Genomic DNA, 23,945 nt, shown 5'->3' on the forward strand with positions numbered 1-23,945 from the left:
GCACGAACGCTCTCTGGACTTCCGAGCGGAGCCTGACGCTCACAGCCCGATCCCCTCGCTGGCGTTCTCGTCGAAGAGCCGGCCCTCCCGGACGTCCTCGGCGAGCATCGCCGCGCTCTTGTACAGCGTCTGCTTCTGAATCACCTAGTTGCTCCACGCCGAGCGGGGGTTGATGTGACAGACGGGCGGCTACGTCGGTTCGTCCGGGGGCGTGGGACGCTGCTGGAGCGCATCGAGCGCAGGGTTGGGCACCCAGGGCTCTGCGTTCAGGACCACGACGGACGCCCATTCGTCGGCACCCGCACGAGTCCCAATCCCGAGCCACCGGTCGCTCCGGGTCTCGTACTTCCGCGTCGCGACCATCCCACCCACCTGGGGTATGCCCTCTTGGTCTGGCGTCTCCGGCCGGAGCATGAGGTGTGTGAGCCCGAGGCTCGCGCCCTGGATCGGGAACGAGGCCCCGGTGTCACGGCCCTCGGTCTCAGCCACTTGGCGGTTCTCTCGAATCCGCTCGGCGATGGGCTCTCGAAGCTCGTGCGGGAGGTCGTAGATCACCGACGCGATAGCCATTCTCCCTCTTGGTGCTCGGGCCTCAATCTCGTCGCGGATCTTTCGGAGCGGTTCGGGGAGCGGCTGGGCTGGCTTCGCAGCGGGCGTCTGGCGCCCGCCATAGGTATGCATGAAGTAGGCGTCCATCGAAGTGGTGTAACCCATGAGTTGGACGCCAGCGTCGGGGTCGCCGCCGGTGGCGTGCTCGAATCCGGTCCCCTCAAGGAGGTAGTGGCCGAGCCAGTCGAGCTCGTCGTTCGCCTTCGCTGAGGGATTCCCGGCCACATCGACGCGGTGCGCGAGGAAGTGGAGAAACTCGGTTGGTGAGTCTACTAGCTCTGCGACCACTTCGAGGTCGGCGAGACTCACGCACCACGGCGTGTCGTCGGGGCCTGCGTTCTCGGCGAGGAGGCCCGCCTCAGCCAGTTCGGGGAGGTCGGTCGTGAACGCACCGAGGTCCTCCAGCGTGATGACGACGAGCGCCGCGTCTTGGACGTCGCCTGGGGCCAGATTCACCTCCGACCCGTCCTCGCGTCGGAACCGGTCTCCGCCCTCGAAGAACCGTTTCGCCCGGACAGCCTGATAATGGCCCTCGCCGACGAGTCGGTCCCGCAGCTCTTCCCGGAGCGAGTCCGACGCGCCCCGTCTCGCGGGGGGTGAGAGGACGCCGGCCTTGACCTCGACGAAGAGGAGCGTCTCGTCGTAGCGCAGCAAACCGTCCAATTCTGTCTCGCCCACCTCGCCCGCGCGGTCCTCCGCCTCGTAGGTGAGGTTCCGCTCGACGGTGGCGCCTGGAAGGAGCCCTGACAGAAGCTCCATCGCGCGACGCTCGGCGTATGACGCACGCGAGCGTTCGTAGCGGTCCCAGGCCGCTTCCGTCGCCTCTGCAGCCTGGAGCGGGCGGAGCTCTCTCGGCGGGTCGGGGTTGAGAGCGCTCTCGATGTTCGCTCGCAGAGCCCAGAACACCGACTGGGGCACGGGGCAGAAATATGCGTCTCCAGCGTGCGCCTCGACTGAGTGCTCGCCGGGGCGGAGCCGGATCAGGGGGCGGACGTGGAGCGGCGGCGTCGCCGAGGGCTGGGTGAAGAACTGCGATGCGACGTCGCCGAACCCGAGCGCCATCCGCTCCGCGAACGCGGCGGCCCGGTCGGGAGCTACGCCCGACGTGACCGCCAGTTCGTCGGCTGTGAACACGAGCGCGTCGCCGATGAACGTGTAGGCCCACGGCATGAGCCGGTACAGCGCGCGTTCGCGGCGTTCGTCCGGTGGGAGCGCCGCCCCCTCGCGGTAGAAGGTCTCGTCATGTGGAGGGGTCACCGTCCCGTCTTCCACGTACGCATCGACCCCAGCTAACAGACCGTCCACAGCCTCCCGGAGCCGCTGGAGGTGCTGGTTCAGCTTCTGCTCTGTCACTGCTTCCACGGCCGCGCACAGAGCGAGCGCGTCGGTCCCCGAGAACCCCAGCACGTCCAGGAGCACATCGTCGATGGGCGTGAGCACGCCGCGCAGCATTCGCTCGAGATGGACCGGGTAGGCAGCGTACCGGGTTGCCGTGCCCGTGATGAGGGCTTTGAACCGTAGCCACGCGAACCTGGACTGGGGTTCGTCGGCCTCCAGGTCGATGCTCTTTGCCCCATGCAGTCCAACGACCGAGCGGAACAGGTCCTCCACTCGCGCCTGGATTCTCGCCATCTCGGACGGGAGGTGGGGCACGAGCCCGCCCCCCTCACCCCGGTCGAACGGCTGGGTCAGCGCGAGCGTTGCCACGTACTCGGTGAATGCGTCGTTGCCGTGGTGAAGGTATTCGGCGTAGGTCTCACCGTCGGTGATCGCATTGGCGAGCCAGAGCGAGGCGATCACGTTGAGCGGGTTCCGCTGGGCGAGCACGTGCTGGATCGCCGCTACCTCCGCCTCGATCTCGCCCTCCACCCGTGGGATCGCCTCGACCAGCGGACGGAGCGCGTCGCGCCGCTCCTCCAACGTCATGTCCAGGTTGTGCCGAACGATCCGATCTCCTTCGTTGACGAGTACGAAGCCGGGTCCGACGAGGACATCTTCGCCGTGGGCGGGCTCACCAGGCTCACGTTCAGCCAGCTGACCCTGTTCGCTAGCTTCGTCGTCAGACATGGCGTTCAGTGTGGGTGAAGTGAGGGTAGCGGACCGACCGGCGCGAAATCTCGCAGGAGCGATGACGCTCCCCGCCTCTCCGAGCGGAGCCTGACGCTCAGAGCCCGATGCCCTCGGAGGCTTTGTCGTCGAAAGGGCGTCCCTCGCGGACGTACTCGGTGAGCATGGCTGCGCGCTTGTGCCGGGTCTGCTTCTGGATGGCCCGTCAGCCTTAGTGTCGTCATAACCATGCTCTTCTCTCGCCCCAACTGATTGCGTCCTGCCTCCCAATCGGCCCCGCCTGCCAGACGGGCGACGGGTGCATCCCTATCGGCGACTTCCCCGAGGCCCCCTATAAGTCAGGGCGGTGCATCCGACAGCGGGGATCCCCCCTCGACGGACTGTCCGTCGTAGGTCCCGTGCTCAAAGTACTCGCTCAGCCAGTTTGCATTCCCCCTCGGCCTCGCGAACCCTTCGATCCCCCACAGGTGGTCCAGGTGGCGCTGGACCAGCCCCGGGATGAGTTGCGCTCCGTAGAACATCGTCGCTCCTTTCCGGTGGAGAATCTGCTCATCCTCGTCGTCACGATTGATCCACGTCGGTTCTCGGAGCTGGCCCGTGTGAAGGAGCCCGTTACGCATCTCAGCCACGTGGTTCGCTCGTTTTTTGGCGTCCGAGCCGTCCGGGAGGTTCGAGAGCCCGTAGTGAACCACGTACCGACGGACGAGCGGGCCGAGACCGGGTGCGCCCCAGTCCTCCACCTTCTGTCGGAAGCGGGATTTCCGGGCGCTTGACAGGTCCGTGCGTGCGTCGACCACCGCTCGGAGCTCGTCTCGCAGGTCCTCGGCAACGGGCTCGTCCGGCTCCGGGGGCGCCTGGGCACCGATGTCACGGACCGCGTTCTCGAGGGCGACGGAACCCATTGCGGCTCTGACTTCGGCCTCGACCGAGTCGACCGCCTGGAGGTACAGGAGGAACGCGGTGCGCCTCTCCGGCGGCACGAGGTTCGGACGGTGCTCCCAGGCCACCCAAGCGGCCCTGTGCAACTCAAACTCCTCAACGACGGGTGCGCTGACGCGGGGCAAGACGTACCGTCCCGCGTCGGACGGTAGCATCACGCGGCGTCCAGTGAGGTAGCTCAAAATCTGGAGGAGGTCCCAGATCGCTCCCATCGGCCTCTCGTCGGGTAGGTGCGGCACACCCAGTAGCGCCTCACCTTCAGAGTCGGTCTCGGCAGTGGCCGTGACCAGCGGCTGCCTCATCACCGTGCTGTTGAGAGATAGGTAGAGAGGCAGGCGGGGCTCCTCGAACCGAATCGTGAAGGGGCCGACGTGCCACGGCTGCCCTGTCGTAGACGGGTGGGCTTGCAGGTTGCCGAGTTCGTAGCGGGGCACTGGGATGACAGCTGAGTCCCTGCCGGGACGCGTTTTCGGCGCATGTGGGTCCCGACTTCCTTTTCCTCTCGTGTTGTAGAAGAGCAGTCGCTCGCCGGGAGGAGACGCGAGCGCGTCCGCGGCCGCAACGCCTTCGAGCGGGTCGTACCGCCGGCTCCGGCGGGCGAAGGCGTGGCGCAGATCGGACTGGGTTGGAAACGGAGTGTCGGATGCAGTACCAACTACCGGAGGCCACAGCCACTCATCCATCACCCCCGATGCCCTCCTTCAACTCGTCCACCTCACGGACGAGCTGGCCGACCCACGCCTGAGCCGTCTCCGACTCCACGATCTCCGGCGGCCGCTCGGACAGGGACAGGAACAGGGTGAGAGCGCACCCCGCCATCGTCCAGAGGTGGTCCTCTGGACCGACGGCCTCCGGGTCGAGGAACCCGAGCGCGTGGAGGAGCCGGTCGTCGAGGTCGGGGTGCCTCGACTGGCTCAGGCGCGACCCGCCGTGCCGCTCGCGGTCGTTCTTGCTCTCGACGGCGAGGAAGAGGAGCGCGCAGTGCGCGACGACGACCCCCGCCCTACGGGTGCGCGCCTCCCTACCGTCGTCGCCGTCGAGCAGGGCCTCGCGGGCGAACACGTCGGCCTCGGCCTCGACCGCCTTCGCCTCCTCCAACGACCGATCGCCAGCCTCCCACAGGTGATCGAGAGTCACGTGAGCGTACTCGTGGAGCAGGACGTAGACAGCGGCCGCCACATACAGGCCGTTTGCCTTCGCCACGTAGTCTATTCCGTCTCCAGGCACGGGCCGTCCGGGCCGTGGCCACTCCTGTCTCCAGGCCGGAGTGGTTTCGCGCGCGTCGAACGCCCAACCGAAGGCGGCCTCCGCCGCTCGTACGAGTCGGTTCCGGACGGCGGGGTTGGGATGCTCCGGGACCCCACGCTGCGCCCGCCGGTGGACCTCCTGGTCGAGGACGACCATCGCGAAGGCGATTGCCCAGAGATACTGGAGGAAGGGTTCGTGGAGTTCGATCCGCGCCGGCACCCCATCCTCATAACGGACCCGCGGCGTCTCCAACGGGCGGGGCTCGACGTCGAATTGGATGGCCGGCGAGAGCACCCCGCCCTCGACATCCGTCTGGTACTGGCAGAGGAGGAACGGCCGGGCGCGTTCGAAGCCGTGCAGGACGTTCCCGTTGAGCTCCGAGATGGGGAGGAGAGAGGCCACACCTTCGCCGTCTGTCCCAGGGTTGAGGGTGTTCATAGCCCGATCCCCTCGCTGGCGTTGTCGTCAAAGAGCCGACCCTCGCGGACGTACTCGGCGAGCATGGCGGCCGACTTGTGCCGGGTCTGCTTCTGGATGGCCCGGTCGGGCTTCCCCGCGCGGGCGGCCGTCGTCGCGAACCCCGCCCTCAGCGAGTGCCCGGCGTACAGGGCCGGGTCGAGTCCCGCGGACTCCGCGCGCTCCTTGACGACGTTCGCCACGGTCCGCCCCGTGACAGCCTTACGCCCCAGCCGGCCCCACCGGTCAACGCCTCGGAACACGGGCCCCGAGAGGGGGGAGGGCCGCCCCTGGTCGGCGAGCGCCCCGCTCGCGGCGGCCACGTACGACCGGACCGCCCGGACGGGGCACGTCTCGGCGTGGTCGCCGTAAGCGACACCCACGACTTGGCCCGCCCCCTCCTGGTCGCTCTTCGACTTGGGGATCAGGAGCCTCAAGCCCTCCGGCGTGTACGAAACGTCCTCCAGGCGGACGGCGGCGAGCTCGCTCCGCCGGAGCGCGGCGGCGAACCCGAGGAGGAGCATCGCCTTGTCCCGCCTCGCCCGGAGCATCACGCCCGGCGCCGTGTCGTCGGGGAACGCCGTCGCCAGCCGCACGGCCTCGTCGCAGACGGCCGCCATCTGGACGACGTCGGCGGCCAGGGCCGGGGCCACCTTCCGACGGGCGACCCCGAGCTGGCGGACGACGCCCGCCCACACCGAGTGGAGCGGTTCTCTCGACCGCGACGCCGGGGTCTCGAGCCCAGCCAGCTTGTGAGCTTGGCTGATCGCGGCGAGCCGGCGCTCGAGCGTGGCCACCTTCAGCGGGGCCGTCGGCCGCCCGCGGTCGTCGTCGGGCCCGGCCTCGGCGCGGCTCGCTATATATAAGGCGACGGTCTCTGGCGTCGCCGGCATGGCCAAGACCGAGCGCTCATCACACCAGCCCGCGAAGTCGGCCCAGTCCGAGCGGTAGGCCCGGAGCGTGGCGTCGGACCGGGAGGCCTCCGCGAACCGCCGGGCGGCCTCCGCGTCGGCCTGGAGCGGGGAGGGGACATGGCTCCGGCGCGGGGCCGGGAGAGACTCGCTCATGTCGGAGACGACGCGCCGGTGAGGAGGGACGGACGGGGTTTCCGAGGGAACCGCTGGACGCCCAGATCAAGGTCCTCGCGCTCTGCCCACGCGTCGAAGTCGACCTGGACGCGCGCCTCCTCGCCGTCAATCCAAATCGCCGACTCGAACATGAGGTCGATGAGTCCGGCGGTCTCGTCGTCGTACTGAGCGAGGAGCGCCCCCGGGGTCTCGAGTGTGACCCGTGAGGGGGCTCCGTCCGGTCCCCTCGGCGTCCGTGTGACGTACGGTTCGAACAGGTCCCCGTAGACCGTCTGGGCCAGGAGGTTGTAGCGGAAGAGCGGGATCGCGGCGTTGAGGACGGCCTCGTCCGTTTCGGCTTCGGCCAGCGCCCGGTTCAACTCCGGATCGTCGACCTCCAGAACGAGCGGAGTAGGGTTCTCGCTCGACCGGACAAACGCGCTCGGGGGCGTCATCCCACGCACGCGGAGGTTCTCGTCGAGGATCTCACGCAGTCGACGCATCTTCTCACCGAACGGCATGTCCGGGGCGGCGCGGATCGCCGGGATCCCCGCGTCGATTCGTTCTCGCATCTCCCTCCGCTGGTCCTCATCGAACGCGTAGTTCATGAGCGCTGCGACGCCATCGAAGCCGCTCATCAGCGTCTCGATGCAGTCGAAGCCGAACACGTTCTCCGCGAGGGAGATCGATCGGACCGTCTCGATCAGGCCGGCCGTGTGCTGGAGCACCTCGTCGTGCGTCCACCGGACCACTTCCACCTTCCGGTCCGAACGGCGGACGTTCCGGAAGATGACGGTATCCTCGTGGACCTCGTAGCCGTGTGAGCCGGCGTGAGAGACGGCGTTGCGCACCACCGGGTCGTAGTGTTGGAAAAGGTCCCAGCCCTCGTTGTCCCGTCGGATCCTGCTCCGGGCGTACTCCACCTTCCCCAACTCCGTCGACCCCAGGTTCGCCACCTCGATCCCGTCGAAGGTCCCCTCGATGAACTGGTAGCTCGCGGACACCAGAGTCGCGTAGGGGTCGAACAGGTCACCGACGACATCCCGGTAGACCCGGACGAGCTCGTTGCTCCGCGCGGCAACGTCGTCGTCGAGGAATGCCCCTACAAAGGAGCTATAGACGCGGGCCGCATGAGTCCGTGCGCGGTTCTTGACCGCCACCCACGGCAGGAAGACCCGCTGCAGGTAACCGGTCTCGTCGCGCTGGCGCGCCTCGTGGAGAAGTCCGAGCAGGAAGTGGATGTTGTCAGACCGCTCAGCGAGGTCGCCAAGCGGCATGAGCAGAGCACGCTGGATATCAGCAGCGACCTCCGGGTCGTCCTGAGACGAGCGGAGGTAGAGGAGCCCGTCAAGCTCGAGGAGAGAGTGTGGCGCCGAAGGCATTAGCTGTTATTGCAAATCGACAAGCCCCATATAGAATCCCATCGGGGAGCCGGAAGGTACGCCGTGTGGCGGCGTCGATTTCCGATAACGTCCCCTTATCGGAAGTCAGACACGACCGGCCTCGGCACGTCCGAAAAGCCGGAGCGCGCGAGGTTGATGGACGCCGATTCCTGAACGGGATCCCGAACGGCAAACGCTGCCATCAGGGCCGATCCGGTCTCGGCTTCTGCCGCGATGCGAAACCCGCCGTTTGCCGAACTGGGGAGGACCTTCCGGTGCAACGTCGAGCCCGATCGGCTGCCACTCCTGAGCAACCCCGGCGGGCGCTGGCTGCCGAGACCGAGCGCCGGTCGACGACCGGGGTGTGCATGAGGCGCCGTCGGACCGCGGCGTATCCTGTCGCGCACCGTGCCCGTCCCTCCCGTAGCTCACCCCGTCCTTTCTTATGAGCGCCGTCGCGGTGCTCGGATGACCGCTTGGTCAGACCGCAGGGCCGGCCGCGTCGGGGAGGGTCGGGGCCTCGCCGGTCGGTGTCCAGCCCGCCGGCCTCTTTCCTGGCGGTCGGGCTGGTGCGTCGCGTGAGCCGTAGGTCGCAGGGGGGGCCGGGGCTGGGCGGCCGCGCCCTCCGCGTCGGCGTCGAGGCCGGCCTCCAGGTGGCCCTCCTCGGGGCCGTCCTGTGGGCGACCGGCCTCCCGTTCGTGTTCCCGAGCCTCGGCCCGACCGCCTTCGCCCTCGTCACGCGGTCGGGGACGGCCCCGGCCCGGGAGGTCCTCGGCGGCCACCTCTGTGGCCTCGCCGCCGGGCTCCTCGCCTACCACGCCCTCGCGCCCGGCCTCGCGATCACCGACGCGATCGGCCCGCTCTCCGCGGGCGGCCTCCGGCTCGCCGCGAGCGGGGCCCTCTCGGTCGCGCTCACGGCCGGGGCGATGGTCCGGCTCCGGGCCGTCCACGGCCCCGCCTGCGCGACGACGCTCATCGTCGCGCTCGGCGTGCTCCCCGGGCTCCGGGAGGCCGCCGTCATCGTGGCCGCGGTGGCCGGGATGTACGGGGCGCACGTGGCGTCCCGCGGGCGGCGGGCGCGCGGCTAGGCGTCGGGGCCGAGGGCCCGCTCGACGAGCGCGAGGAGGTCGTCTTCCCCCGGCGTCACGCGGCCGTCGGCCGCGGCCACCCGGCGGAGGTCGGCGAGGACGCGGGCCCGGGCGCGCGGCCCTGCGCCGGCAGCCCCCGAGAGCGGTGCCGTCCGTGACGGGCCTCGGCGGCATCCGCGCTGCGATCCGGGGGTGTGGGGCCCCTCCGGTCCGTGTCGCTTCGCCCCGCGTCGGGAGCGACAGGGTCGCTGGCTGGGGGAGCATAGACCACCCACGACCGCCAATGTCGACGGGCGTAGAGGACCGCCCCCGCGGCCAAGGCGATGGGCAGGACGATCGCGAGGAGGGCCAGGGCGCTGAGGGCAGCGTAGAGGGGGGTCGGCACGGCTAGAGAGATCGGGTCGAGGGGGGCTCCACAGCAGGCGTACAGGGCACCGGGGGCTAGAGGACGGCTGTGCCCCGTGGGGGGCGCGCGGCGCGTCCGACCCCGCGGAGGCGCTCGCCCACCTGCCAGGCGAGGACGTAGAAGGAGATGAAGGCAGCGAGGCCAGCGGCCTCGAGAACCTGCGTGAGGGAGATCGACATGGCGAGCGAGGCGAGGGGGAGCGGGCGGCAGGGGGCGTTGACGGGCCGGTGGCCTATTGGCCCCCCCGAGACCGGCGGCGCCTCAGCGTAGGCCGAGGTTCAGGGGCGTGCGCCCGTGGGATCACGGGGGCGTGAGGAGCGGGGAGGGCTCGTCATCGGTGCGGGGGTCCGCTGAGGTGTGAGTCGTGTAGCGCCGGAGATCACTATTCGTTTCATCTATTGTTTTCATGACGCGACAATCTTTGATTATCGGACGGCCACCTCACTCCCCACGCGCGACCGAACACCCCTCGACGCAGAGGGGCGCTCCCACACGCCGCGCCCGGGGCGCCCCCTTACTGGGCGGCCCTAGACCCCGGAGGGCACGGCGCCTAAGAGTGTCGGTCAACCCTCAGGCGCGTAGAGGACCGCGCCCTCCGGGAGGTCCGCCGCCGCAGCGCGCGCGACCTCGGCCGCGAACGCCCGGACGAGCTGGCGGCGCACGAGCGTCGCCGCGTAGACGAGCCGGACGGTCCGGCTCGGGGCCGGGGCTCGGAACGGGCGGACCGAGGCGGGCGCGTGCGACCCCTGCCCCTGGACGGCCAGCCACGGGAGGAGCGTCATCCCGTAGCCGCGGTCGACGATCCGCTGGAGCGTCTCGAGGTTGCCGCTCTCGAACTGGACGGCCTTCGCGTCGGGCCGCCCGGCCGCGCCACGCGCGAGAAGGTCGAGAGCCTGATCTCGGAAGCAGTGGCCCTCGCGCATGACCCACACGTCGTCCGGGCTGAGGTCCTCGACGCCGATCGCGTCCTGGTCGTAGAGCCGGTGGCCCGGGGCCACGTAGCCCACGAGCGGCTCCTCAAAAAGCGGAACCTCCTCGACCCCGCGTACGGTCGGGGGCGTCGCCACGAGCCCGGCGTCCAAGAGGTCGCGGCGGACGTGGTCCGAGATCGTCTCGGCGACGAGCTCCTCGAACACCAGCTCGACGCCGGGGTAGCGCCGGGCGAACGGGCCGATCACGAGCGGGATGAGGTAGGGCGCGAGCGTGGACAGGATGCCGACGCGGAGCTCGCCGGCCAGCTCGCCCGTCGCCTCGCTCACGAGGTCCTCCAGCCGCTCGGCCTCAGCGAGGACCTGGCGCGCCTGGGCGACGACGGCCCGGCCGACCTCCGTCGGCTCGATGGGGTGGGCCGCCCGGTCGAACAGGACCACGCCGAGCTCGGCCTCGAGCTTCTGGAGACCGGCGCTGAGCGCGGGCTGCGTGACGTGGCAGGCCTCGGCTGCCCGGCCGAAGTGGCCGTGGCGATCGAGGGCGACGGCGTAGGTGAGTTGGAGGAGGGTCACGGTGATAAAGATCGATTATCGCGGGATGAAAACAAGCGATTGGACTAATGATCCCGGGGTGCCGAACCTGCCTCCAGCCTGGCGCTCCGCCCGGCCCGGGCCCCGCCCGGTCTCCCCATCTCGACCACCCGTCCCCGCCGCCCCTCGGGGGCCGGGGCCCCGCGCCCCGGCCCCCGAGGGGCGGCGGGTCCCACCCCGACGGGCCGCGAGTCCCCCGCAGCCATGTCCACGCGCCCCCTTACGCTGACCGCCCCCGACCGAGCCCTGCTCGGTCAGATCCTCTCGTCCCGCGCGCCCACGGGCGACGAGGCCCGCACGCTGGCCGACCTCGTCGTGGGGATGAGCGAGGCCGTGACCGTCCCCTCGGCCGAGGTCCCCCGCACCGTCGTCACGCTCAACTCGCGCGTCCGCGTCCGGCCGCTCGGGACCGACGGCGCGCGGGAGTTCACGCTCGTCGTCCCGGGCCAGGCCGACGTCCAGCGAGGCCGGCTCTCCGTGCTCACCCCGGTGGGGGGCGCGCTCTTGGGCCGTCGCGAGGGCGACGTCGTGACCTGCGAGGCGCCGGCCGGCCGGGTCCACTACAAGATCGAGGCGGTCCTCTACCAGCCCGAGGCCGACGGCCTCGCGGCGGCGGCCTGACCCCACCGAGCGATCCTCCTGCGGACCGGGCCATGCTCCACCCCGCCTTCCTCATCGCCGCCGCCGTCAACGACGAGGGGCACGTCGAGCTCCCCGCCGCCGGGGGCGGCACGGCCTTCCCCATCGCGCGCGCTCACTTCGCCCCCGACGACCAGGGCGGGTTCGTCCAGCGCGTCGTGCCCGCCGTCGGGCAAGACGGCCGCTGGGAGACCCTCGACATGGCCTTTTTCGCGCGGTGCCTCGCGCTCGCCCTTGGCGCGCTCACGCCCGACCTCTTCGCCGTCCGCGGCGTCGGCGTGCCGGGCCAGGCGCGGGGCCGGCTGGCCCGGCGGGACCCGGCCTCAGAAGAGGCCCGCCTCCAGACGCTCCGCGCGGCGTTCCTCGTCCACCTCGCGGCCTACGAAGGCCGCCTCGTCTAGCACGGCGTCGTCTCGCACCTCCCGTTTCGTCCCCCCGACCTCCCATGTCCGCCCCGACCACGCTCCCTGCCCCGTCCACCCAGGAAGAGCTCAACCCGTTCGCCATCGCGCAGGCCCAGTTCCACGCGGCCGTCCGGTACCTCCCGGACCTCGAGCCCGGGCTCATCGAGTTTCTCGTCCGTCCCGAACGCCTCATCACGGTCGAGTTCCCGATCGAGACGGCCGACGGGCGGGTCCAGAACTTCGTCGGGCACCGCGTGCTCCACAGCAGCATCCGCGGGCCGGGCAAGGGCGGCATCCGGTTCCACCCCGACGTCACGGCCGACGAGGTCCGCGCGCTCGCGGCGTGGATGACGTGGAAGTGCGCCGTCGTCGACGTCCCGTTCGGCGGGGCCAAGGGCGGCGTCTGCTGCGACCCGTCCGAACTAACGGAGTCCGACCTCCGGCGGATCACGCGGCGGTTCGTGTCCCAGCTCGGCGACGCGCTTGGGCCGTTCGTCGACGTCCCCGCCCCCGACGTCAACACGAACGCCCGGACGATGGCGTGGGTCTACGACACCTACGCCATGATGCACCCCGGCGAGAACAACCTCCCCGTCGTGACCGGCAAGCCGGTCGACATGGGCGGCTCGCTCGGGCGCGCCGAGGCGACCGGCCGCGGCGTCCTCTTCGCCTGCCAGCGGGCCCTCGCGCGCGGCGTCGTCGACGGGCTCGACTCGCTCGACGGGGCGACCGTCGCCGTCCAGGGGTTCGGGAACGTCGGCGCGACGGCGGCCCGGCTCTTCGCCGAGGCCGGCGCGCGCGTCGTCGCGATCAGCGACGTGACCGGGGGGCGGTACAACCCGGACGGGATCGATATCGACGCCGCCCTCGCGCTCCGCGACGCGACCGGGTTCGTCGACGGGCTGGAGGACACCGAGCCGATCTCGAACGACGACCTGCTCGCGCTCGACGTCGACGTCCTGGTGCCGGCCGCGCTCGAGAACCAGATCCGCGCCGACAACGTGGACTCGGTCCGCGCCCGGTTCGTGGTCGAGGGCGCGAACGGGCCGACGACGCCGGCCGCCGACCGGGCCCTCTTCGAGCGGGGTGTCCCCGTCCTCCCGGACATCCTGTGCAACGCCGGCGGCGTGACCGTGAGCTACTACGAGTGGGTCCAGAACCACGAGAACGAGCAGTGGGACGAGGACACGGTCAACGCCAAGCTCCTCGCCAAGATGGACCGGGCGACCGACGCCGTCCTCGACGCCCAGGCCCGGATCAACGGCGGCCTCGACGGGCTCGAGCGCCAGCGCGCCGAGCGCGGCCTGAACGGCCAGCCCCTCGCCCCGGTCGACCTCCGGACGGCCGCCTACGTCCTCGCCGTCGGCCGCGTGGCCGGCGTAGCCCTCCAGCGGGGGATCTGGCCGTAGGAAACGCACGGGGCGTGCCGGACATCGCCCCCCCTGAGCACGGGGGGGGCTGCCTCGACGTGGGTTTCCCCGCAGAGGAGAGGCAGAACCATCGGGCGCGACGGCGTGCCCGACGGCGTGCCTGAGCTCCGCCCGAGGCGGAGGGGCAGGAGCGCCCCCCTCTCGCTCCGTCCCCGCGACGATGGCCGACGGCCCGTCGCGCGGCGACCCGGCTCGATAGTTCACCCCTATCGAGCCGTTCGAATCATTCCATCGAATGAATCATACGGCCGCGCGTTCTCTCCCCGACGGCGCCCTCGCGGCCCGCGCTCCCCGCGTCATCAGCCCCCCGCTCGCCATGTTCGCCCCGACCCGCATCCTCGCCCCCGTCGACTTCTCCGAAGGCTCCGAGGCCGCGCTCCGCTGGGCCGTCGACCTCGCCCAGCGCACCGGGGCCGAGCTCCACGTCCTCCACGTCGAGTCGGGCTCGGCCTTCGGTGGGGAGACGTCCGGCGACGCCTCCCTCGCGGGAGGGCGCTCGCTCCGAGTCCCCGATCGGGATCGGTCCGGCGACGACCTGGCGGCGTTGATCGACCGCGTGCCCACGGGCGAGGTCCTCGTGACGCGCGCGCGCGCCCACGGCCGCCCCTCGCGTGAGGTGCTCGACTACGCGGAGCGGGAGGGGGCCGACCTCGTCGTGATGGGTACGCGGGGCCGCCGCGGCCTCCGCCGGCTCCTGCTCGGCAGCGTCGCCGGGGAGGTGCTCCGTCGGGCTCGGGTGCCGGTCCTCGTCGTGCCCGAGACCGCGCCGCTGGGGCCGGTCCGCCTCGTCCTCGCCCCCACCGACTTCTCCGACGCCGCGCGCCAGACGCTCCCCATCGCCGCAGGGCTCGCCGCGCTCCACGGGGCCGACCTCGAGCTCGTCCACGCCCTCGAACCCGTCCGAGCCGTCCGGGTGACGATCCCGGCCGGTGCGATCCCCGGCCTCTCGGACGGAGCCCGATGCCGGCTCCGCGCTATGGCCGGCGACCCCGCTCTCACCGCGGAGCTGGGCAGCGGAAAGGCCACTGGGGTGGCCCACGAAGAGGGCGGCGTCCTCGTCGCGGCCCGCCCGCCCACGAAGATCGGCCACCACCTCATCGAGGGGTATGCGCCGGAGGCCATCGTCGGGTACGCCCGGTCGCGGGGCGCCGACGCGGTCGTGATGGCGCGGCGGGGCCTCACCGGCGTCGAGCGGCTCCTGCTCGGGAGCGTGACCGAACGCGTCTGCCAGCTCGGCCCCTGCCCCGTCCTCGTCGTCCCTCCGGAGACTCCCGGCGCGTAAGGCGGCCCCTGCGTCGGGCGCGATCTCCGCGCTGTAACCCCCTCGACCTTCCCCGTGGCCGCCGGCCTCGAGCGATCTATGGAAACCCTCCTCGCCGCCCCTATCGGGGCGCTGCTCATTTTCACGCTGCGCATCCTCGACGTCTCGATGTCGATCATGCGCATGATCCTCGCCGTCCGGGGCCACCGTGGCGTCGCGGCCGTGATCGGGTTCTTCGAGGTCCTCCTGTGGCTCGTCGCCGTTGGGACCGCGCTCGAGCACCTGGACTCGTGGCTCCACATCGTCGGCTACGCCGCGGGCTTCGCGGCCGGCAACTACGTCGGGGTGTGGGTGGAGGAGCGCTTCGCGATGGGCACCAACGTGGTCCGGGCCATCCTGCCCCAGGTGGAGCACGCCGACGGGGGCACGGCGGGGGGCGCCGCCGCGCACGCGCTGCGGGAGTCCGGGTACGCCGTCACGGAGATGCACGGGCGCGGCCGCGAGAGCGCCGTCGAGATCCTCAACGTGGTCGTGCCGCGCAAGCGCGTGAGCGAGGTGATGGGGATCGTCCAGGCTCACACGTCGAAGGCGTTCGTGACGGTGGAGGAGGTCCGCTCGGCCCACGGCGGCCGCGTGCGCCCGGGCGGCCGCAAGACCCCGTTCTTGGTCGGCGGGTAATGCCCCTCCTCCTCTGCCGCGGCCCCATGACGCATCCCTTCCACCCCTACCCCGTTCTACGATGAGCTCGACTGACCGACCGTCCCCCACCCACCCCCCGACCCTCGCGGCCGCCGACCGCATCGCCGAGGCCGTCCGGGACGCGTGCGTGGAGGCCGCACTCGACGCCTTCGAGGACGCATCCATGAGCGGGCTCTGCTGCACCGGGGCCTGGGAGTGCGCCGTCGGGGCCGTCCGGACGCTCGACCTCGGCCCCGCCGTCGGCGACGACCGCGGCCCTCCGTTGACGGCCCGCCCCCCCCACAAGGAGACTCTCTCGGCCGTTGACCGCGAGCACCTCGCCCGGTGCGTCGCCCTCGCCGAGGAGGCGCTCGACGCCGGCGACGAGCCGTTCGGGTCCGTCCTCGTCGGGCCGGACGGCGAGGTTCTCCGCGAGGCCCGCAACCGGGCCGTCACGGGCGCCCCCACGCGCCACCCCGAGCTCGAGCTGGCCCAGTGGGCGGCGGCCCACCTCGGCGCCGACGCCCGCGCCGCGGCCACCGTCTACACGTCGGGCGAGCACTGCCCGATGTGCGCGGCGGCCCACGCCTGGGCCGGGCTCGGCCGGATCGTCTACGCCTCGTCGGCCTCGCAGCTGGCGCGGTGGCTGGGGGCGTTCGGTGCCGCCGCGCCGCCTGTGCCGCCGCTCCCCGTCTGGGCGGTGGCCCCGGACGTGCCGGTGAGCGGGCCGGACCTCGCGCTCGCCCCGCACGTCCGCGACCTCCACCGGCGGTTCCACCTCGGCGACACGTCGGCGTAGGACGGAGGGCGGGGAGATGTGCCGCGCCGATAGGCCGGTCCTATCGGAACGATCCCAACAACCCATAGCAGCTATCGTCGAGTCGCGCGTTGGTTCGGAACTGGGAAGGTCCTCTTCCCAACTCTCCCGACCCTCCTCCCTATGAAGCCCCTCTTGACCCTCCTCCTGCTCGGCGCCGTGGCCGCCGGGTGCGCCTCGTCCGGCCACCTCGGCGATGCCACCGGGGCCGTCGGCCCGACCTGGACCCTCGTCGCGCTCGGCGACGACGCCCCGGAGGCCGAGGCCACGCTCACGTTCGGCGACGACGGCCGCGTCTTCGGAACGACCGGCTGTAACCGGTACTTCGGGTCGTACGCCCTCGCGGACGACGGCGCCCTGACGCTCACCGGGGTCGGCTCGACGCGGATGGCCTGCCCGCCGGCCGAGATGGCCCAGGAGGCCCAGTTCTTCGCGGCCCTGAACGGAGCCCAGCGGGTCGTCGTGACCGGCGACCGGCTCGCGCTCGGCACTAGCGGCCCGCCGCTCACTTTCCGCGCCACGCCCGGTGCGTCCGCCGACGCCACGCTCACGGGGACCGTCACCTACCGGCCCCGCATCGCGCTCCCGCCCGACGCCGTCCTCTCGGTGGAGCTCCTCGACGTGAGCCGCGCCGACGCCCCGTCGGTCACGCTAGCGGAGACGCGCGTCGGCACGGACGGTGCCCAGGTGCCCCTCCCGTTCTCGCTCGACTACGACTCGGCCGACGTCGAGCCCCGGAACCGCTACGTCGTCCGCGCCGAGATCTTCGACGCCGTGGGCGTCCTCCTCTGGACGACCGACACCGCGGCCCCCGTCCTCACGCAGGGCGCGCCGCGCGACGGCGTCGAGGTCGTGCTCGCGCAGGTAGCCGAGGCCGACCCGGCGGGTGCTCTCGTCGGCCGGTCGTGGCGGCTCTCCGAGATCCGCGAGGCCAGCGGCCTTACGCTCTCCTACGAGGGCGAGGCCCCGTTCACGCTCTCGTTTGGCGCCGACGGCCGCTACAACGGCCGGGCCGACTGCAACCGCTACGGCGGCGCGTTCGAGGCCGGCCCGTCCGGGTCGCTCCGGCTCTCGCAGGGGCTCTCGACGCTCGCCGCCTGCCCCGGCCCGTCCGTCTCTGAGGACTTCTTCGAGGTCCTGAACGATGTTGACCGCTACGCCCTCGCCGACGGTCGGCTAACGCTGAGCGGTCCCGGGGGCGCGCTCGTGTTCGAGTAGGCCCGACGAGGGATCTGAGGGCGCGTGCGACCGAGTAAAGGGTCGGGCGCTCCTCAGAGAGCCGCATCCACCGCTCGGGTAGTCCGTCCCCCGCGCGCAGCCCCCCTATTCCGTGTCCTTCCTCCACGACATCGGCCGTCGACCGCGTCGTCTGACCGGGTTCTCGGTGGGCGCGGCCGTCGTCGCGCTGGCCGGGCTCCTGTGGACCCCGCAGCCCGGCGCGGGGGGGAGCCATGCGGCGGAGGCGTGGGGCGGAGGCAGCACCTCGGTCTTCGAGGGCCGGCTCCACCCGCTCACTGCCGTCCTCGTCGTCCCCGCCCCGCCGGCGCTGACGGCGGCGGAGCGGGTCGGTCCGCCTGGCGTGGGCACTCCGGCCTCGTTCCGCGCCGTGTCCCGGCCCGGGCTCGGGGCGCCGGCGGTGGGGGGCGCGAGCCCCTCGGCCCCGTACGTGGTGGCGGGGGTCGAGAGGTGCCGCCTGGGGTGCGTGTTCAGACTGTGAGGTCGGTGCCGGCGGCCTGACGCCCCGCGTCGGTCCGCTGTCCCTCCGATCCCCCTCACCTGGTGGACCCCTTCGGCGTCCGTCGGTCGGCCTGCATCTCGCGGGGCCGTCCGCCGGGATCGGGAGGGTCCCGTCTTCCATCTGGACACCCCTCCCATGACTCCCTCGACCCCTGTCCCCCCCGCGCGCCCCTCGTCGCCCGGGGCCTCACCGAAGCCCCCCTCGCGTGGAGACGGCGTGGGCCTGTACGTCTTCATGGCCCTCGTCGTGCTGGGCGTGGTGGCCGTCGCCTACGCCTTCCTGCGGCTGTAGACGATCGACCTGCAACCCCCACCGCTCCCGCCTCGGCAGTGCGCCCGAGGCGGGAGCGGTCAGGCGGACTCGTCCCCGACGACCGCGCGGAGGAACCGCGCGAGGAGCGGCGAGGCGTCGTCGCGGCGCCAGACGACGCCGGTCGCGATGGTCAGCTCGGGCTCGACGAGGCGGGCGTAGGCCACGCCCGGGTACCCCGGCTGGACGCGGGCCTGGTGGACCGTCCCGATGCCGACGCCGGCGGCCACGAGCCCGAGCAAGCTCTCGACGTGGCGGACCTCCTGGACGACGCGGGGCTCGACCCCGGCCGCCCGGCTCGCGCGGAGGTAGGCGTCGTAGACCTCGGGGGCCGGGTCCCGCGCCCACGCCACCTGCGGCTCGTCGGCCAGCTCGGCGAGCGCGACCGTCTCCCGTCCGGCCAGGCGGTGGTCCGCCGGGAGCACGACGACCGTCGGGGCCTCGCCCAGCCGGCGGACGGCGAGGTCCCGCTCGTCGACGGGGAGGAGGACGAGGCCGACGTCGGCCCGGCCCTCGCGGACGGCGTCGGCCTGCGCGCGGCTCCCGGTCTCCCAGAGGTCAAGCGTGGCGCCGGGGACCTCGCCGCGGAAGTCGCGGATGGCGCCGGCGAGCCCGTCGCGCATGACGGCCGCCTCGTAGCCGACGCGGAGCGTCCCGGCCCGGCCCTCGGCCGCGGCCCGGACGGCGGCCTCGGCGCGGGCGGCCTCGTCGAGCACGCGCCGCGCGTGGGGGAGGAGGACGGCGCCCACGTCCGTCAGCGCGACGCCGCGCCGCGAGCGGTCGAAGAGGCGGGCCCCGACCTCGTCCTCGAACGCCTGGATCTGCTGGCTCAGCGTCGGCTGCGCGACGAACGACCGCTCGGCGGCCCGGCCGAAGTGGAGCTCCTCGGCGACGGCGACGAAGTAGCGGAGGTGGCGGAGTTCCATCGGGGGGGGCGGACCGCCCATGATAGGCGGTGGCTACCAGTCCGATCCAATCTTTCCATCCAACCTATCGCCCGCGGTTCCGTTCTCCCCTCCAGGCCAGGCCGGACCCCCGGCCGCATCCTGATCCGACATGAACGCCCCCCTCGTCCTCCCCGCCCTCGCGCTCGCCGTGACCGGTTGCGCCACGGCCCCGCTCGCCCCGCCCACGCCGGGCGCCCCGAACACGGGCACGCTCCCCGGTCCCGTGTGGCACCTCACCGAGATCCGCTCGGCCACGGGCGCCGCGACCGCCCCCGAGGGCGAGGGCCGGTTTACGGTCTCGTTCCTGGGCGACGGTCGGTTCGTCGGCCGGGCCGACTGCAACCGGTATGGGGGCACCTTCGAGGCGACCTCGAACGGCGACCTCGTGCTCATGAACACGTCCACGACCGTCGCCGCCTGCGCGCCGCCCTCGTCCTCACACGCCTTCTTCGACGTCGTCAACCAGGTCGTCGGGTTCGGCGTCTCGGGCGGCCGCCTCACGCTCCGCGGCGCGGACGGGGGCGCGCTCGTGTTCGAGCGCGAGGCCGGGTGGATGGAGCCCCAGGAGACCGGCCGCGGCCTCGCCTTCACGTGCGACGGCCCCGGCGGCCGGTTCACGTTCCGCGCCCGCACGGGGCCGGGCGAGCTGGCCGTCTGGCTCCCCCGGCGGTTCGAGGGCCGCGAGGGCGGGACGTACCTCGTGCTCGGCCAGGTCGTCTCCGCCAGCGGCGCGAGGTACGAGGACGGCCCCGTGACGGTGTGGACGCGCGGGCGCGAGGCGCTCCTCGTCGTCGACGGCGCCGAGTACCGCGGGTGCGCGGCCCGGCACTGAACCGCCTCTCCCTTTGACCATGACCCCCACCACCGCCTGGGCCGTCCTCGTCGTCGCCGGCCTGTTCGAGACCGGCTGGGCCGTCGGGCTGAAGTACACCGACGGGTTCACGCGGCTCTGGCCGAGCGTGTGGACGGCCGCCTCCATGATCGTGAGCGTGTACCTCCTCGCCAGGGCGCTCCAGACTCTCCCCGTGGGCACCGGCTACGCCGTCTGGACCGGGATCGGGACGGTCGGGACGGCGCTCCTAGGGATGGCCCTGTTCGGGGAGCCCCGCGAGGCCCTCCGGCTCGCGTGCATCGGCCTCATCGTGGCCGGCATCGTCGGCCTCAAGCTCGTCACGCCCGCCCCGTCGCCATGACGCTCCTCGCCGCGACCGTCCTCCTGTTCCTCGTGATGGACGCCTTCGGCAACGTGCCGGTGTTCCTCTCCGTCCTCGCGCCCGTCGCGCCGGAGCGGCGGCGGCGCGTGATCGCCCGCGAGCTCCTGTTCGCGCTCGCGTTCCTCGTCGGGTTCCTGTTCGCCGGGCGGTTCCTGCTCGACGCCATCGGGCTGACCGAGAGCGCGGTGACGGTCGCGGGCGGGATCATCCTGTTCCTCATCGCGCTCAAGATGGTGTTCCCGCCGCCCGGCGGGGCCTGGGCCGCCGACATCGAGGAGGGCGGGGACGAGCCGTTCCTCGTCCCGCTGGCGGTCCCGTTCATCGCCGGGCCGTCGGTGCTCGCGTCGGTCCTGTTCGTGATGAGCTCGGACCCCGGGCGGTGGCCCGAGTGGCTCGCGGCCGTGCTCCTGGCGTGGGCCGGGACCGGGGCCATCCTGCTACTGGCGCCCGACCTCGCCCGCGTGCTCAAGCGTCGCGGGCTCGTGGCCATCGAGCGGCTAATGGGGATGGTCCTCACGGCCATCGCGACCAAGATGGTGCTCGACGGCGTCGGCAGCTTTTTCGGCTTGTAGACCCATGCGACCTCTCCTCATCGCCCTCGCGCTCGTCGCCGGCGCCCCCGCCCTCGCGCAGGGGGCCTACGACCAGGCCGTCCTCGGTTCGATCCTCGGCCGCGACGCCCGGCTCCCGGACGCCCCGGTCGAGTACGCGGTCTACCGCGTCGAGCACGAGACGGGCAACTCGGTCTACGCCCGGCACGACCTCTACCTCCAGGTCGGCGACGGCGACGTCCGCCTCGGCCGCCAGCGGCTGGCGCTCGCGCAGCTCCTCGGCCAGCCCGAGCCCACGGCCCTCGTCGTCGGCGACTCGCTCGTGCTCCCGGCGCGGCCGGCCGACTTCGACCTTTCCCCGATCGCGTACGCCCCCTACCCCCGGACGTGGCCCGGCGCGGGCGGGATCGACAAGGCCGTCGTCGTCGACAAGACCACGCAGACCTGGGCGGCCTACGCCGACGGCCGGCTAGTGCGCTGGGGTCCGGCGTCGACGGGCGCGGCCGAGACGCCGACGCCGTCCGGCCGGTTCACCATGAAGTGGCGCGCGCTCGAGCGGTACTCGTCGGAGGCCCCGCCGGGCGAGCGGTGGTTCATGCGCTACGTCATGAACATCCACGCCGCCCGCGGCATCCACCTCCACCAGTACGACGTGGTCCCGACGGGCCCGCCGCAGGGCCACGGGTGCGTCCGGATGGTGACGTCCGACGCCGAGTGGCTCTACGGCTGGTCCGACGGCTGGCAGACGACGGCCGGCCCGGGCGCGCTCGGCGGGCGGGTCACCGGCGAGGGCACGCTCGTGGTCGTCCAGGGCGAGGAGCCCGACGGCGCGCCGGCCCGGTTCGTGATGGGCGCGCGCGGCCCCGAGCGCGTGGCGGTCTCGCTCCCCGAGGACCCGATGGCCGTCCCCCGCGGCGACCGATGACGACGCCCGACGCCCCGACCCGCGCACCCGCCCCGCTCTGGCGGCGGGCGCTCTTCCTCGCGCTCGCCGCGCTGGCGCTCGTGCCCGGCGTGCCGCCCGCGGTCGCCCTCGGCGTCGGGGCCGCGCTCGGGCTGACGCTCGGCAACCCCTACGAGGAGCCGAGTGCCCGCGCGTCGAAGCGGCTGCTCAAGGCGTGCGTGGTGGGGCTCGGGTTCGGGATGTCGCTCCCGGCTGTTCTGGAGGTCGGTCGCTCGGGCGTCGTCGTGACCGCGCTCGGCATCGCGTTCGCCCTCGCGGTCGGGCTTGCGCTGGGCCGACTCTTGCGCGTCGAGCCCACGACGGGCGCGCTCGTCTCGGGCGGGACGGCCATCTGCGGCGGCTCGGCCATTGCCGCGCTCGGCCCGGCGCTGGGTGCGGGCGCCGAGGCGATGGGGGTGGCGCTGGCGACCGTGTTCCTCCTCAACGGCGTGGCCCTCTACGTCTTCCCCGCCGTCGGCCACCTCCTCGACCTCTCGCAACACCAGTTCGCCGTCTGGGCCGCCGTCGCGATCCACGACACCTCGTCGGTGGTCGGCGCGGCGGCCTCATACGGCCCCGAGGCGCTCGCCGAGGCGACGGTCCTCAAGCTCACGCGGGCGCTCTGGATCGTCCCGCTCGCGCTCGGGGCGGCGTGGTGGCGGCGCCGGTCGGTCGGGGGCGAGGTCCGCGTGGCCGTCCCGTGGTTCATCGGGCTCTTCGCGCTGGCCTCGGCCGTCGTGGCGGTCTTCCCGGGCGGGGCGCCCGTCTACGACGCCGTCGTGGCCGTCTCGACGCAGGGACTCGTGCTCACGCTCTTCCTCATCGGGGCTGGCTTGAGCCGGGCCACGCTCCGCGCCGTCGGCGCGCGGCCGCTGGTGCAGGGCGTGCTCCTGTGGGTCGCCATCGCGGGCGTCTCGCTCGCCGCCGTTCTCGCCTGGACCCCGTGATGCCCGCCTCGACGGCCCCGCCCGCCTCGACGGCCCCGCCCGCCACGTCAGGGCGGGCGCTGCTGGTCGTCGGGATCGTCCTCGTCGCGCTCAACCTCCGTCCGGCCCTCGCCGGGCTGGGGCCGCTCGTGGCCGACGTCCGCGCCGCGACCGGCCTCGCGAACGCGGCGCTCGGGCTCCTGACGACGCTCCCGCTCCTCGCGTTCGGGGTCCTCTCGGCGTTCACGCCCGTCGTCACGCGGCGGCTCGGCGTCGAGGGCGCGCTCGGGCTCGCGCTGCTCTTGGTCGGGGCGGGGACGGCGCTCCGGGCCGTCCCGCCGACGGCGCTGCTGTTCGTGGGCACGGGCGTGCTCGGCGTCGGGATCGCGCTCGGCAACGTGCTCCTCCCGGCCCTCGTCAAGCGCGACTTCGCCGAGCGGTCTGGCCCCATGACCGCGCTCTACTCCAGCGCGATGGGGCTCGGCGCGACGGCCGCCGCGGGCGCGGCGGTCCCGCTGGCGGGCGCGGTCGGGTGGCGCGGCTCGCTGGCCGCGTGGGCCGCCCTCGCGGCCCTCGCCCTCGCCGTGTGGCTCCCCCAGGTGCGACGGCGGACGCTGCCGAGGCGGCGCGTCCGCACGCTCGACGCGCTCCGCGACCTCGGGCGGAGCCGGCTCGCGTGGGCCGTCGCGCTGTTCATGGGGCTCCAGTCGCTCGCCTTCTACGTCGTCCTCGCGTGGCTCCCGGACCTCCTCCACGACCGCGGCCTGAGCGCCGAGGCCGCCGGCTGGATGCTCGCGCTCTCGCAGGCGGCCGGGATCGCGGGGTCGGCCGTCGTCCCGCTCTGGGCCGGGCGGCGGGGCGATCAGCGCCGGATCATCTGGGCGCTCGGGGGCGTCGAGGCCGTCGCGCTGGCGGGGCTCCTCGCGCCCGCCGCCGGCCCCGCGCTCACGGGGCTCTGGGTGGGGCTCCTCGGGCTCGTCCTTGGCGGCTCGTTCGGGCTCTCGCTCCTCTTCCTCGCCGTCCGCGCCGACACGCCCGAGACGGCCGCCGCGCTGTCCGGCATGGCCCAGTCGGTCGGCTACCTCGTGGCCGCGGTCGGCCCGTTCGCGTTCGGGGCGCTCCACGACCTCACCGACGGCTGGACCCTCCCGCTCCTCTCACTCGTCGGTGTCCTCGCCCTCAAGGTGGCAGCCGGGCTCCCCGCCGCGCGTGATGGGGAGGTCCGCCGTGCGGCGGGCGGGGAGGGCTCCCCCTGACGCAGCGGCCGGCGCCGGTCCTTCGGCCTACCGCTCGCGATCGGCGGCGC

General features: G+C 72.8%; 24 protein-coding genes. 16 read left to right on the top strand and 8 right to left on the bottom strand.

Annotated features, from left to right (window positions below; genetic code table 11):
* Positions 1 to 189: 189 nt before the first annotated feature.
* From BSZ37_RS21065 to BSZ37_RS21090, 5 genes are all read right to left on the bottom strand, one after another.
* On the bottom strand, positions 190 to 2,676 hold the full coding sequence (locus BSZ37_RS21065; RefSeq protein ID WP_143537791.1) for a hypothetical protein: 2,487 nt from the start codon (positions 2,674 to 2,676) through the stop codon (positions 190 to 192).
* A 338-nt stretch (positions 2,677 to 3,014) separates the two neighbouring features.
* On the bottom strand, positions 3,015 to 4,049 hold the full coding sequence (locus BSZ37_RS21075; protein ID WP_143537792.1) for a hypothetical protein: 1,035 nt from the start codon (positions 4,047 to 4,049) through the stop codon (positions 3,015 to 3,017).
* Positions 4,050 to 4,290: 241 nt separating this feature from the next.
* Positions 4,291 to 5,115, bottom strand: coding sequence for a phage exclusion protein Lit family protein (locus BSZ37_RS21080; protein ID WP_179299818.1), 825 nt, complete (start codon positions 5,113 to 5,115; stop codon positions 4,291 to 4,293).
* Between the two features lie 182 nt (positions 5,116 to 5,297).
* On the bottom strand, positions 5,298 to 6,386 hold the full coding sequence (locus BSZ37_RS21085; RefSeq protein WP_095512658.1) for a site-specific integrase: 1,089 nt from the start codon (positions 6,384 to 6,386) through the stop codon (positions 5,298 to 5,300).
* On the bottom strand, positions 6,383 to 7,768 hold the full coding sequence (locus BSZ37_RS21090) for a hypothetical protein (RefSeq protein WP_095512659.1): 1,386 nt from the start codon (positions 7,766 to 7,768) through the stop codon (positions 6,383 to 6,385). The genes BSZ37_RS21085 and BSZ37_RS21090 overlap by 4 nt, the downstream gene beginning before the upstream one ends.
* Positions 7,769 to 8,346: 578 nt before the next feature.
* Here BSZ37_RS21090 and BSZ37_RS21095 point away from each other — a divergent pair.
* Complete coding sequence (locus BSZ37_RS21095; protein WP_218830619.1) at positions 8,347 to 8,856, top strand: HPP family protein; 510 nt, start codon at positions 8,347 to 8,349, stop codon at positions 8,854 to 8,856.
* Between the two features lie 441 nt (positions 8,857 to 9,297).
* On the opposite strand, the gene BSZ37_RS22290 is transcribed toward BSZ37_RS21095, so the two are convergent.
* Positions 9,298 to 9,441, bottom strand: coding sequence for a hypothetical protein (locus tag BSZ37_RS22290; RefSeq protein ID WP_179299819.1), 144 nt, complete (start codon positions 9,439 to 9,441; stop codon positions 9,298 to 9,300).
* Between the two features lie 384 nt (positions 9,442 to 9,825).
* On the bottom strand, positions 9,826 to 10,764 hold the full coding sequence (locus BSZ37_RS21100; RefSeq protein ID WP_095512660.1) for a LysR substrate-binding domain-containing protein: 939 nt from the start codon (positions 10,762 to 10,764) through the stop codon (positions 9,826 to 9,828).
* Positions 10,765 to 10,986: 222 nt separating this feature from the next.
* Between BSZ37_RS21100 and BSZ37_RS21105 the strand changes: the two genes are divergently transcribed.
* From BSZ37_RS21105 to BSZ37_RS22295, 9 genes are all read left to right on the top strand, one after another.
* Positions 10,987 to 11,403, top strand: a complete 417-nt coding sequence (locus tag BSZ37_RS21105) for a GreA/GreB family elongation factor (RefSeq protein ID WP_095512661.1) — start codon at positions 10,987 to 10,989, stop codon at positions 11,401 to 11,403.
* A gap of 32 nt (positions 11,404 to 11,435) precedes the next feature.
* Positions 11,436 to 11,822, top strand: a complete 387-nt coding sequence (locus tag BSZ37_RS21110; protein WP_095512662.1) for a hypothetical protein — start codon at positions 11,436 to 11,438, stop codon at positions 11,820 to 11,822.
* 44 nt (positions 11,823 to 11,866) lie between these two features.
* Positions 11,867 to 13,234, top strand: a complete 1,368-nt coding sequence (locus BSZ37_RS21115) for a Glu/Leu/Phe/Val family dehydrogenase (RefSeq protein WP_095512663.1) — start codon at positions 11,867 to 11,869, stop codon at positions 13,232 to 13,234.
* Positions 13,235 to 13,571: 337 nt separating this feature from the next.
* Positions 13,572 to 14,537, top strand: a complete 966-nt coding sequence (locus tag BSZ37_RS21120) for a universal stress protein (protein WP_179299820.1) — start codon at positions 13,572 to 13,574, stop codon at positions 14,535 to 14,537.
* A 78-nt stretch (positions 14,538 to 14,615) separates the two neighbouring features.
* Complete coding sequence (locus tag BSZ37_RS21125; protein WP_095512665.1) at positions 14,616 to 15,194, top strand: DUF2179 domain-containing protein; 579 nt, start codon at positions 14,616 to 14,618, stop codon at positions 15,192 to 15,194.
* A gap of 283 nt (positions 15,195 to 15,477) precedes the next feature.
* Positions 15,478 to 15,993, top strand: a complete 516-nt coding sequence (locus tag BSZ37_RS21130; protein WP_342761227.1) for a nucleoside deaminase — start codon at positions 15,478 to 15,480, stop codon at positions 15,991 to 15,993.
* 141 nt (positions 15,994 to 16,134) lie between these two features.
* A complete protein-coding gene (locus BSZ37_RS21135) occupies positions 16,135 to 17,229 on the top strand; it encodes an META domain-containing protein (RefSeq protein ID WP_095512666.1) in 1,095 nt (364 codons plus the stop codon).
* A 112-nt stretch (positions 17,230 to 17,341) separates the two neighbouring features.
* Positions 17,342 to 17,728, top strand: coding sequence for a YtxH domain-containing protein (locus BSZ37_RS21140; protein ID WP_095512667.1), 387 nt, complete (start codon positions 17,342 to 17,344; stop codon positions 17,726 to 17,728).
* 156 nt (positions 17,729 to 17,884) lie between these two features.
* A complete protein-coding gene (locus BSZ37_RS22295) occupies positions 17,885 to 18,040 on the top strand; it encodes a hypothetical protein (protein ID WP_179299821.1) in 156 nt (51 codons plus the stop codon).
* A 59-nt stretch (positions 18,041 to 18,099) separates the two neighbouring features.
* Here BSZ37_RS22295 and BSZ37_RS21145 read toward each other — a convergent pair whose 3' ends face one another.
* On the bottom strand, positions 18,100 to 18,984 hold the full coding sequence (locus tag BSZ37_RS21145; protein ID WP_095512668.1) for a LysR family transcriptional regulator: 885 nt from the start codon (positions 18,982 to 18,984) through the stop codon (positions 18,100 to 18,102).
* Between the two features lie 130 nt (positions 18,985 to 19,114).
* On the opposite strand from BSZ37_RS21145, the gene BSZ37_RS21150 reads away from it, so the two are divergent.
* From BSZ37_RS21150 to BSZ37_RS21175, 6 genes are read left to right on the top strand one after another with little or no spacing between them, the layout of a single operon-like run.
* Complete coding sequence (locus BSZ37_RS21150) at positions 19,115 to 19,837, top strand: META domain-containing protein (protein ID WP_095512669.1); 723 nt, start codon at positions 19,115 to 19,117, stop codon at positions 19,835 to 19,837.
* 19 nt (positions 19,838 to 19,856) lie between these two features.
* On the top strand, positions 19,857 to 20,198 hold the full coding sequence (gene sugE, locus BSZ37_RS21155) for a quaternary ammonium compound efflux SMR transporter SugE (RefSeq protein ID WP_095512670.1): 342 nt from the start codon (positions 19,857 to 19,859) through the stop codon (positions 20,196 to 20,198).
* Positions 20,195 to 20,791, top strand: coding sequence for a MarC family protein (locus tag BSZ37_RS21160; RefSeq protein WP_095512671.1), 597 nt, complete (start codon positions 20,195 to 20,197; stop codon positions 20,789 to 20,791). Before sugE ends, BSZ37_RS21160 begins: the two co-directional genes overlap by 4 nt.
* Positions 20,792 to 20,795: 4 nt before the next feature.
* Positions 20,796 to 21,695: a L,D-transpeptidase gene (locus BSZ37_RS21165; RefSeq protein ID WP_095512672.1), complete on the top strand. Its 900-nt coding sequence runs from the start codon at positions 20,796 to 20,798 to the stop codon at positions 21,693 to 21,695.
* Positions 21,692 to 22,660 (top strand): YeiH family protein, encoded by a 969-nt coding sequence (locus BSZ37_RS21170; RefSeq protein WP_095512673.1) that lies wholly within the window; start codon positions 21,692 to 21,694, stop codon positions 22,658 to 22,660. Before BSZ37_RS21165 ends, BSZ37_RS21170 begins: the two co-directional genes overlap by 4 nt.
* Complete coding sequence (locus tag BSZ37_RS21175) at positions 22,660 to 23,895, top strand: MFS transporter (RefSeq protein WP_095512674.1); 1,236 nt, start codon at positions 22,660 to 22,662, stop codon at positions 23,893 to 23,895. Before BSZ37_RS21170 ends, BSZ37_RS21175 begins: the two co-directional genes overlap by 1 nt.
* The last annotated feature ends 50 nt before the right edge of the window (positions 23,896 to 23,945 follow it).

The sequence above is a fragment of the Rubrivirga marina genome (assembly GCF_002283365.1).
Lineage (GTDB): Bacteria > Bacteroidota > Rhodothermia > Rhodothermales > Rubricoccaceae > Rubrivirga > Rubrivirga marina.

What these genes read in the sequence shown, in the direction of transcription:
- BSZ37_RS21065 (WP_143537791.1), bottom strand. Translation starts at nt 2,676, where the DNA reads ATGTCTGACGACGAAGCTAGCGAACAGGGTCAGCTGGCTGAACGTGAG.
- BSZ37_RS21085 (WP_095512658.1), bottom strand. Translation starts at nt 6,386, where the DNA reads ATGAGCGAGTCTCTCCCGGCCCCGCGCCGGAGCCATGTCCCCTCCCCG.
- BSZ37_RS21090 (WP_095512659.1), bottom strand. Translation starts at nt 7,768, where the DNA reads ATGCCTTCGGCGCCACACTCTCTCCTCGAGCTTGACGGGCTCCTCTAC.
- BSZ37_RS22290 (WP_179299819.1), bottom strand. Translation starts at nt 9,441, where the DNA reads ATGTCGATCTCCCTCACGCAGGTTCTCGAGGCCGCTGGCCTCGCTGCC.
- BSZ37_RS21105 (WP_095512661.1), top strand. Translation starts at nt 10,987, where the DNA reads ATGTCCACGCGCCCCCTTACGCTGACCGCCCCCGACCGAGCCCTGCTC.
- BSZ37_RS21110 (WP_095512662.1), top strand. Translation starts at nt 11,436, where the DNA reads ATGCTCCACCCCGCCTTCCTCATCGCCGCCGCCGTCAACGACGAGGGG.
- BSZ37_RS21115 (WP_095512663.1), top strand. Translation starts at nt 11,867, where the DNA reads ATGTCCGCCCCGACCACGCTCCCTGCCCCGTCCACCCAGGAAGAGCTC.
- BSZ37_RS21120 (WP_179299820.1), top strand. Translation starts at nt 13,572, where the DNA reads ATGTTCGCCCCGACCCGCATCCTCGCCCCCGTCGACTTCTCCGAAGGC.
- BSZ37_RS21125 (WP_095512665.1), top strand. Translation starts at nt 14,616, where the DNA reads ATGGAAACCCTCCTCGCCGCCCCTATCGGGGCGCTGCTCATTTTCACG.
- BSZ37_RS21135 (WP_095512666.1), top strand. Translation starts at nt 16,135, where the DNA reads ATGAAGCCCCTCTTGACCCTCCTCCTGCTCGGCGCCGTGGCCGCCGGG.
- BSZ37_RS22295 (WP_179299821.1), top strand. Translation starts at nt 17,885, where the DNA reads ATGACTCCCTCGACCCCTGTCCCCCCCGCGCGCCCCTCGTCGCCCGGG.
- BSZ37_RS21145 (WP_095512668.1), bottom strand. Translation starts at nt 18,984, where the DNA reads ATGGAACTCCGCCACCTCCGCTACTTCGTCGCCGTCGCCGAGGAGCTC.
- BSZ37_RS21150 (WP_095512669.1), top strand. Translation starts at nt 19,115, where the DNA reads ATGAACGCCCCCCTCGTCCTCCCCGCCCTCGCGCTCGCCGTGACCGGT.
- sugE (WP_095512670.1), top strand. Translation starts at nt 19,857, where the DNA reads ATGACCCCCACCACCGCCTGGGCCGTCCTCGTCGTCGCCGGCCTGTTC.
- BSZ37_RS21160 (WP_095512671.1), top strand. Translation starts at nt 20,195, where the DNA reads ATGACGCTCCTCGCCGCGACCGTCCTCCTGTTCCTCGTGATGGACGCC.
- BSZ37_RS21165 (WP_095512672.1), top strand. Translation starts at nt 20,796, where the DNA reads ATGCGACCTCTCCTCATCGCCCTCGCGCTCGTCGCCGGCGCCCCCGCC.
- BSZ37_RS21170 (WP_095512673.1), top strand. Translation starts at nt 21,692, where the DNA reads ATGACGACGCCCGACGCCCCGACCCGCGCACCCGCCCCGCTCTGGCGG.
- BSZ37_RS21175 (WP_095512674.1), top strand. Translation starts at nt 22,660, where the DNA reads ATGCCCGCCTCGACGGCCCCGCCCGCCTCGACGGCCCCGCCCGCCACG.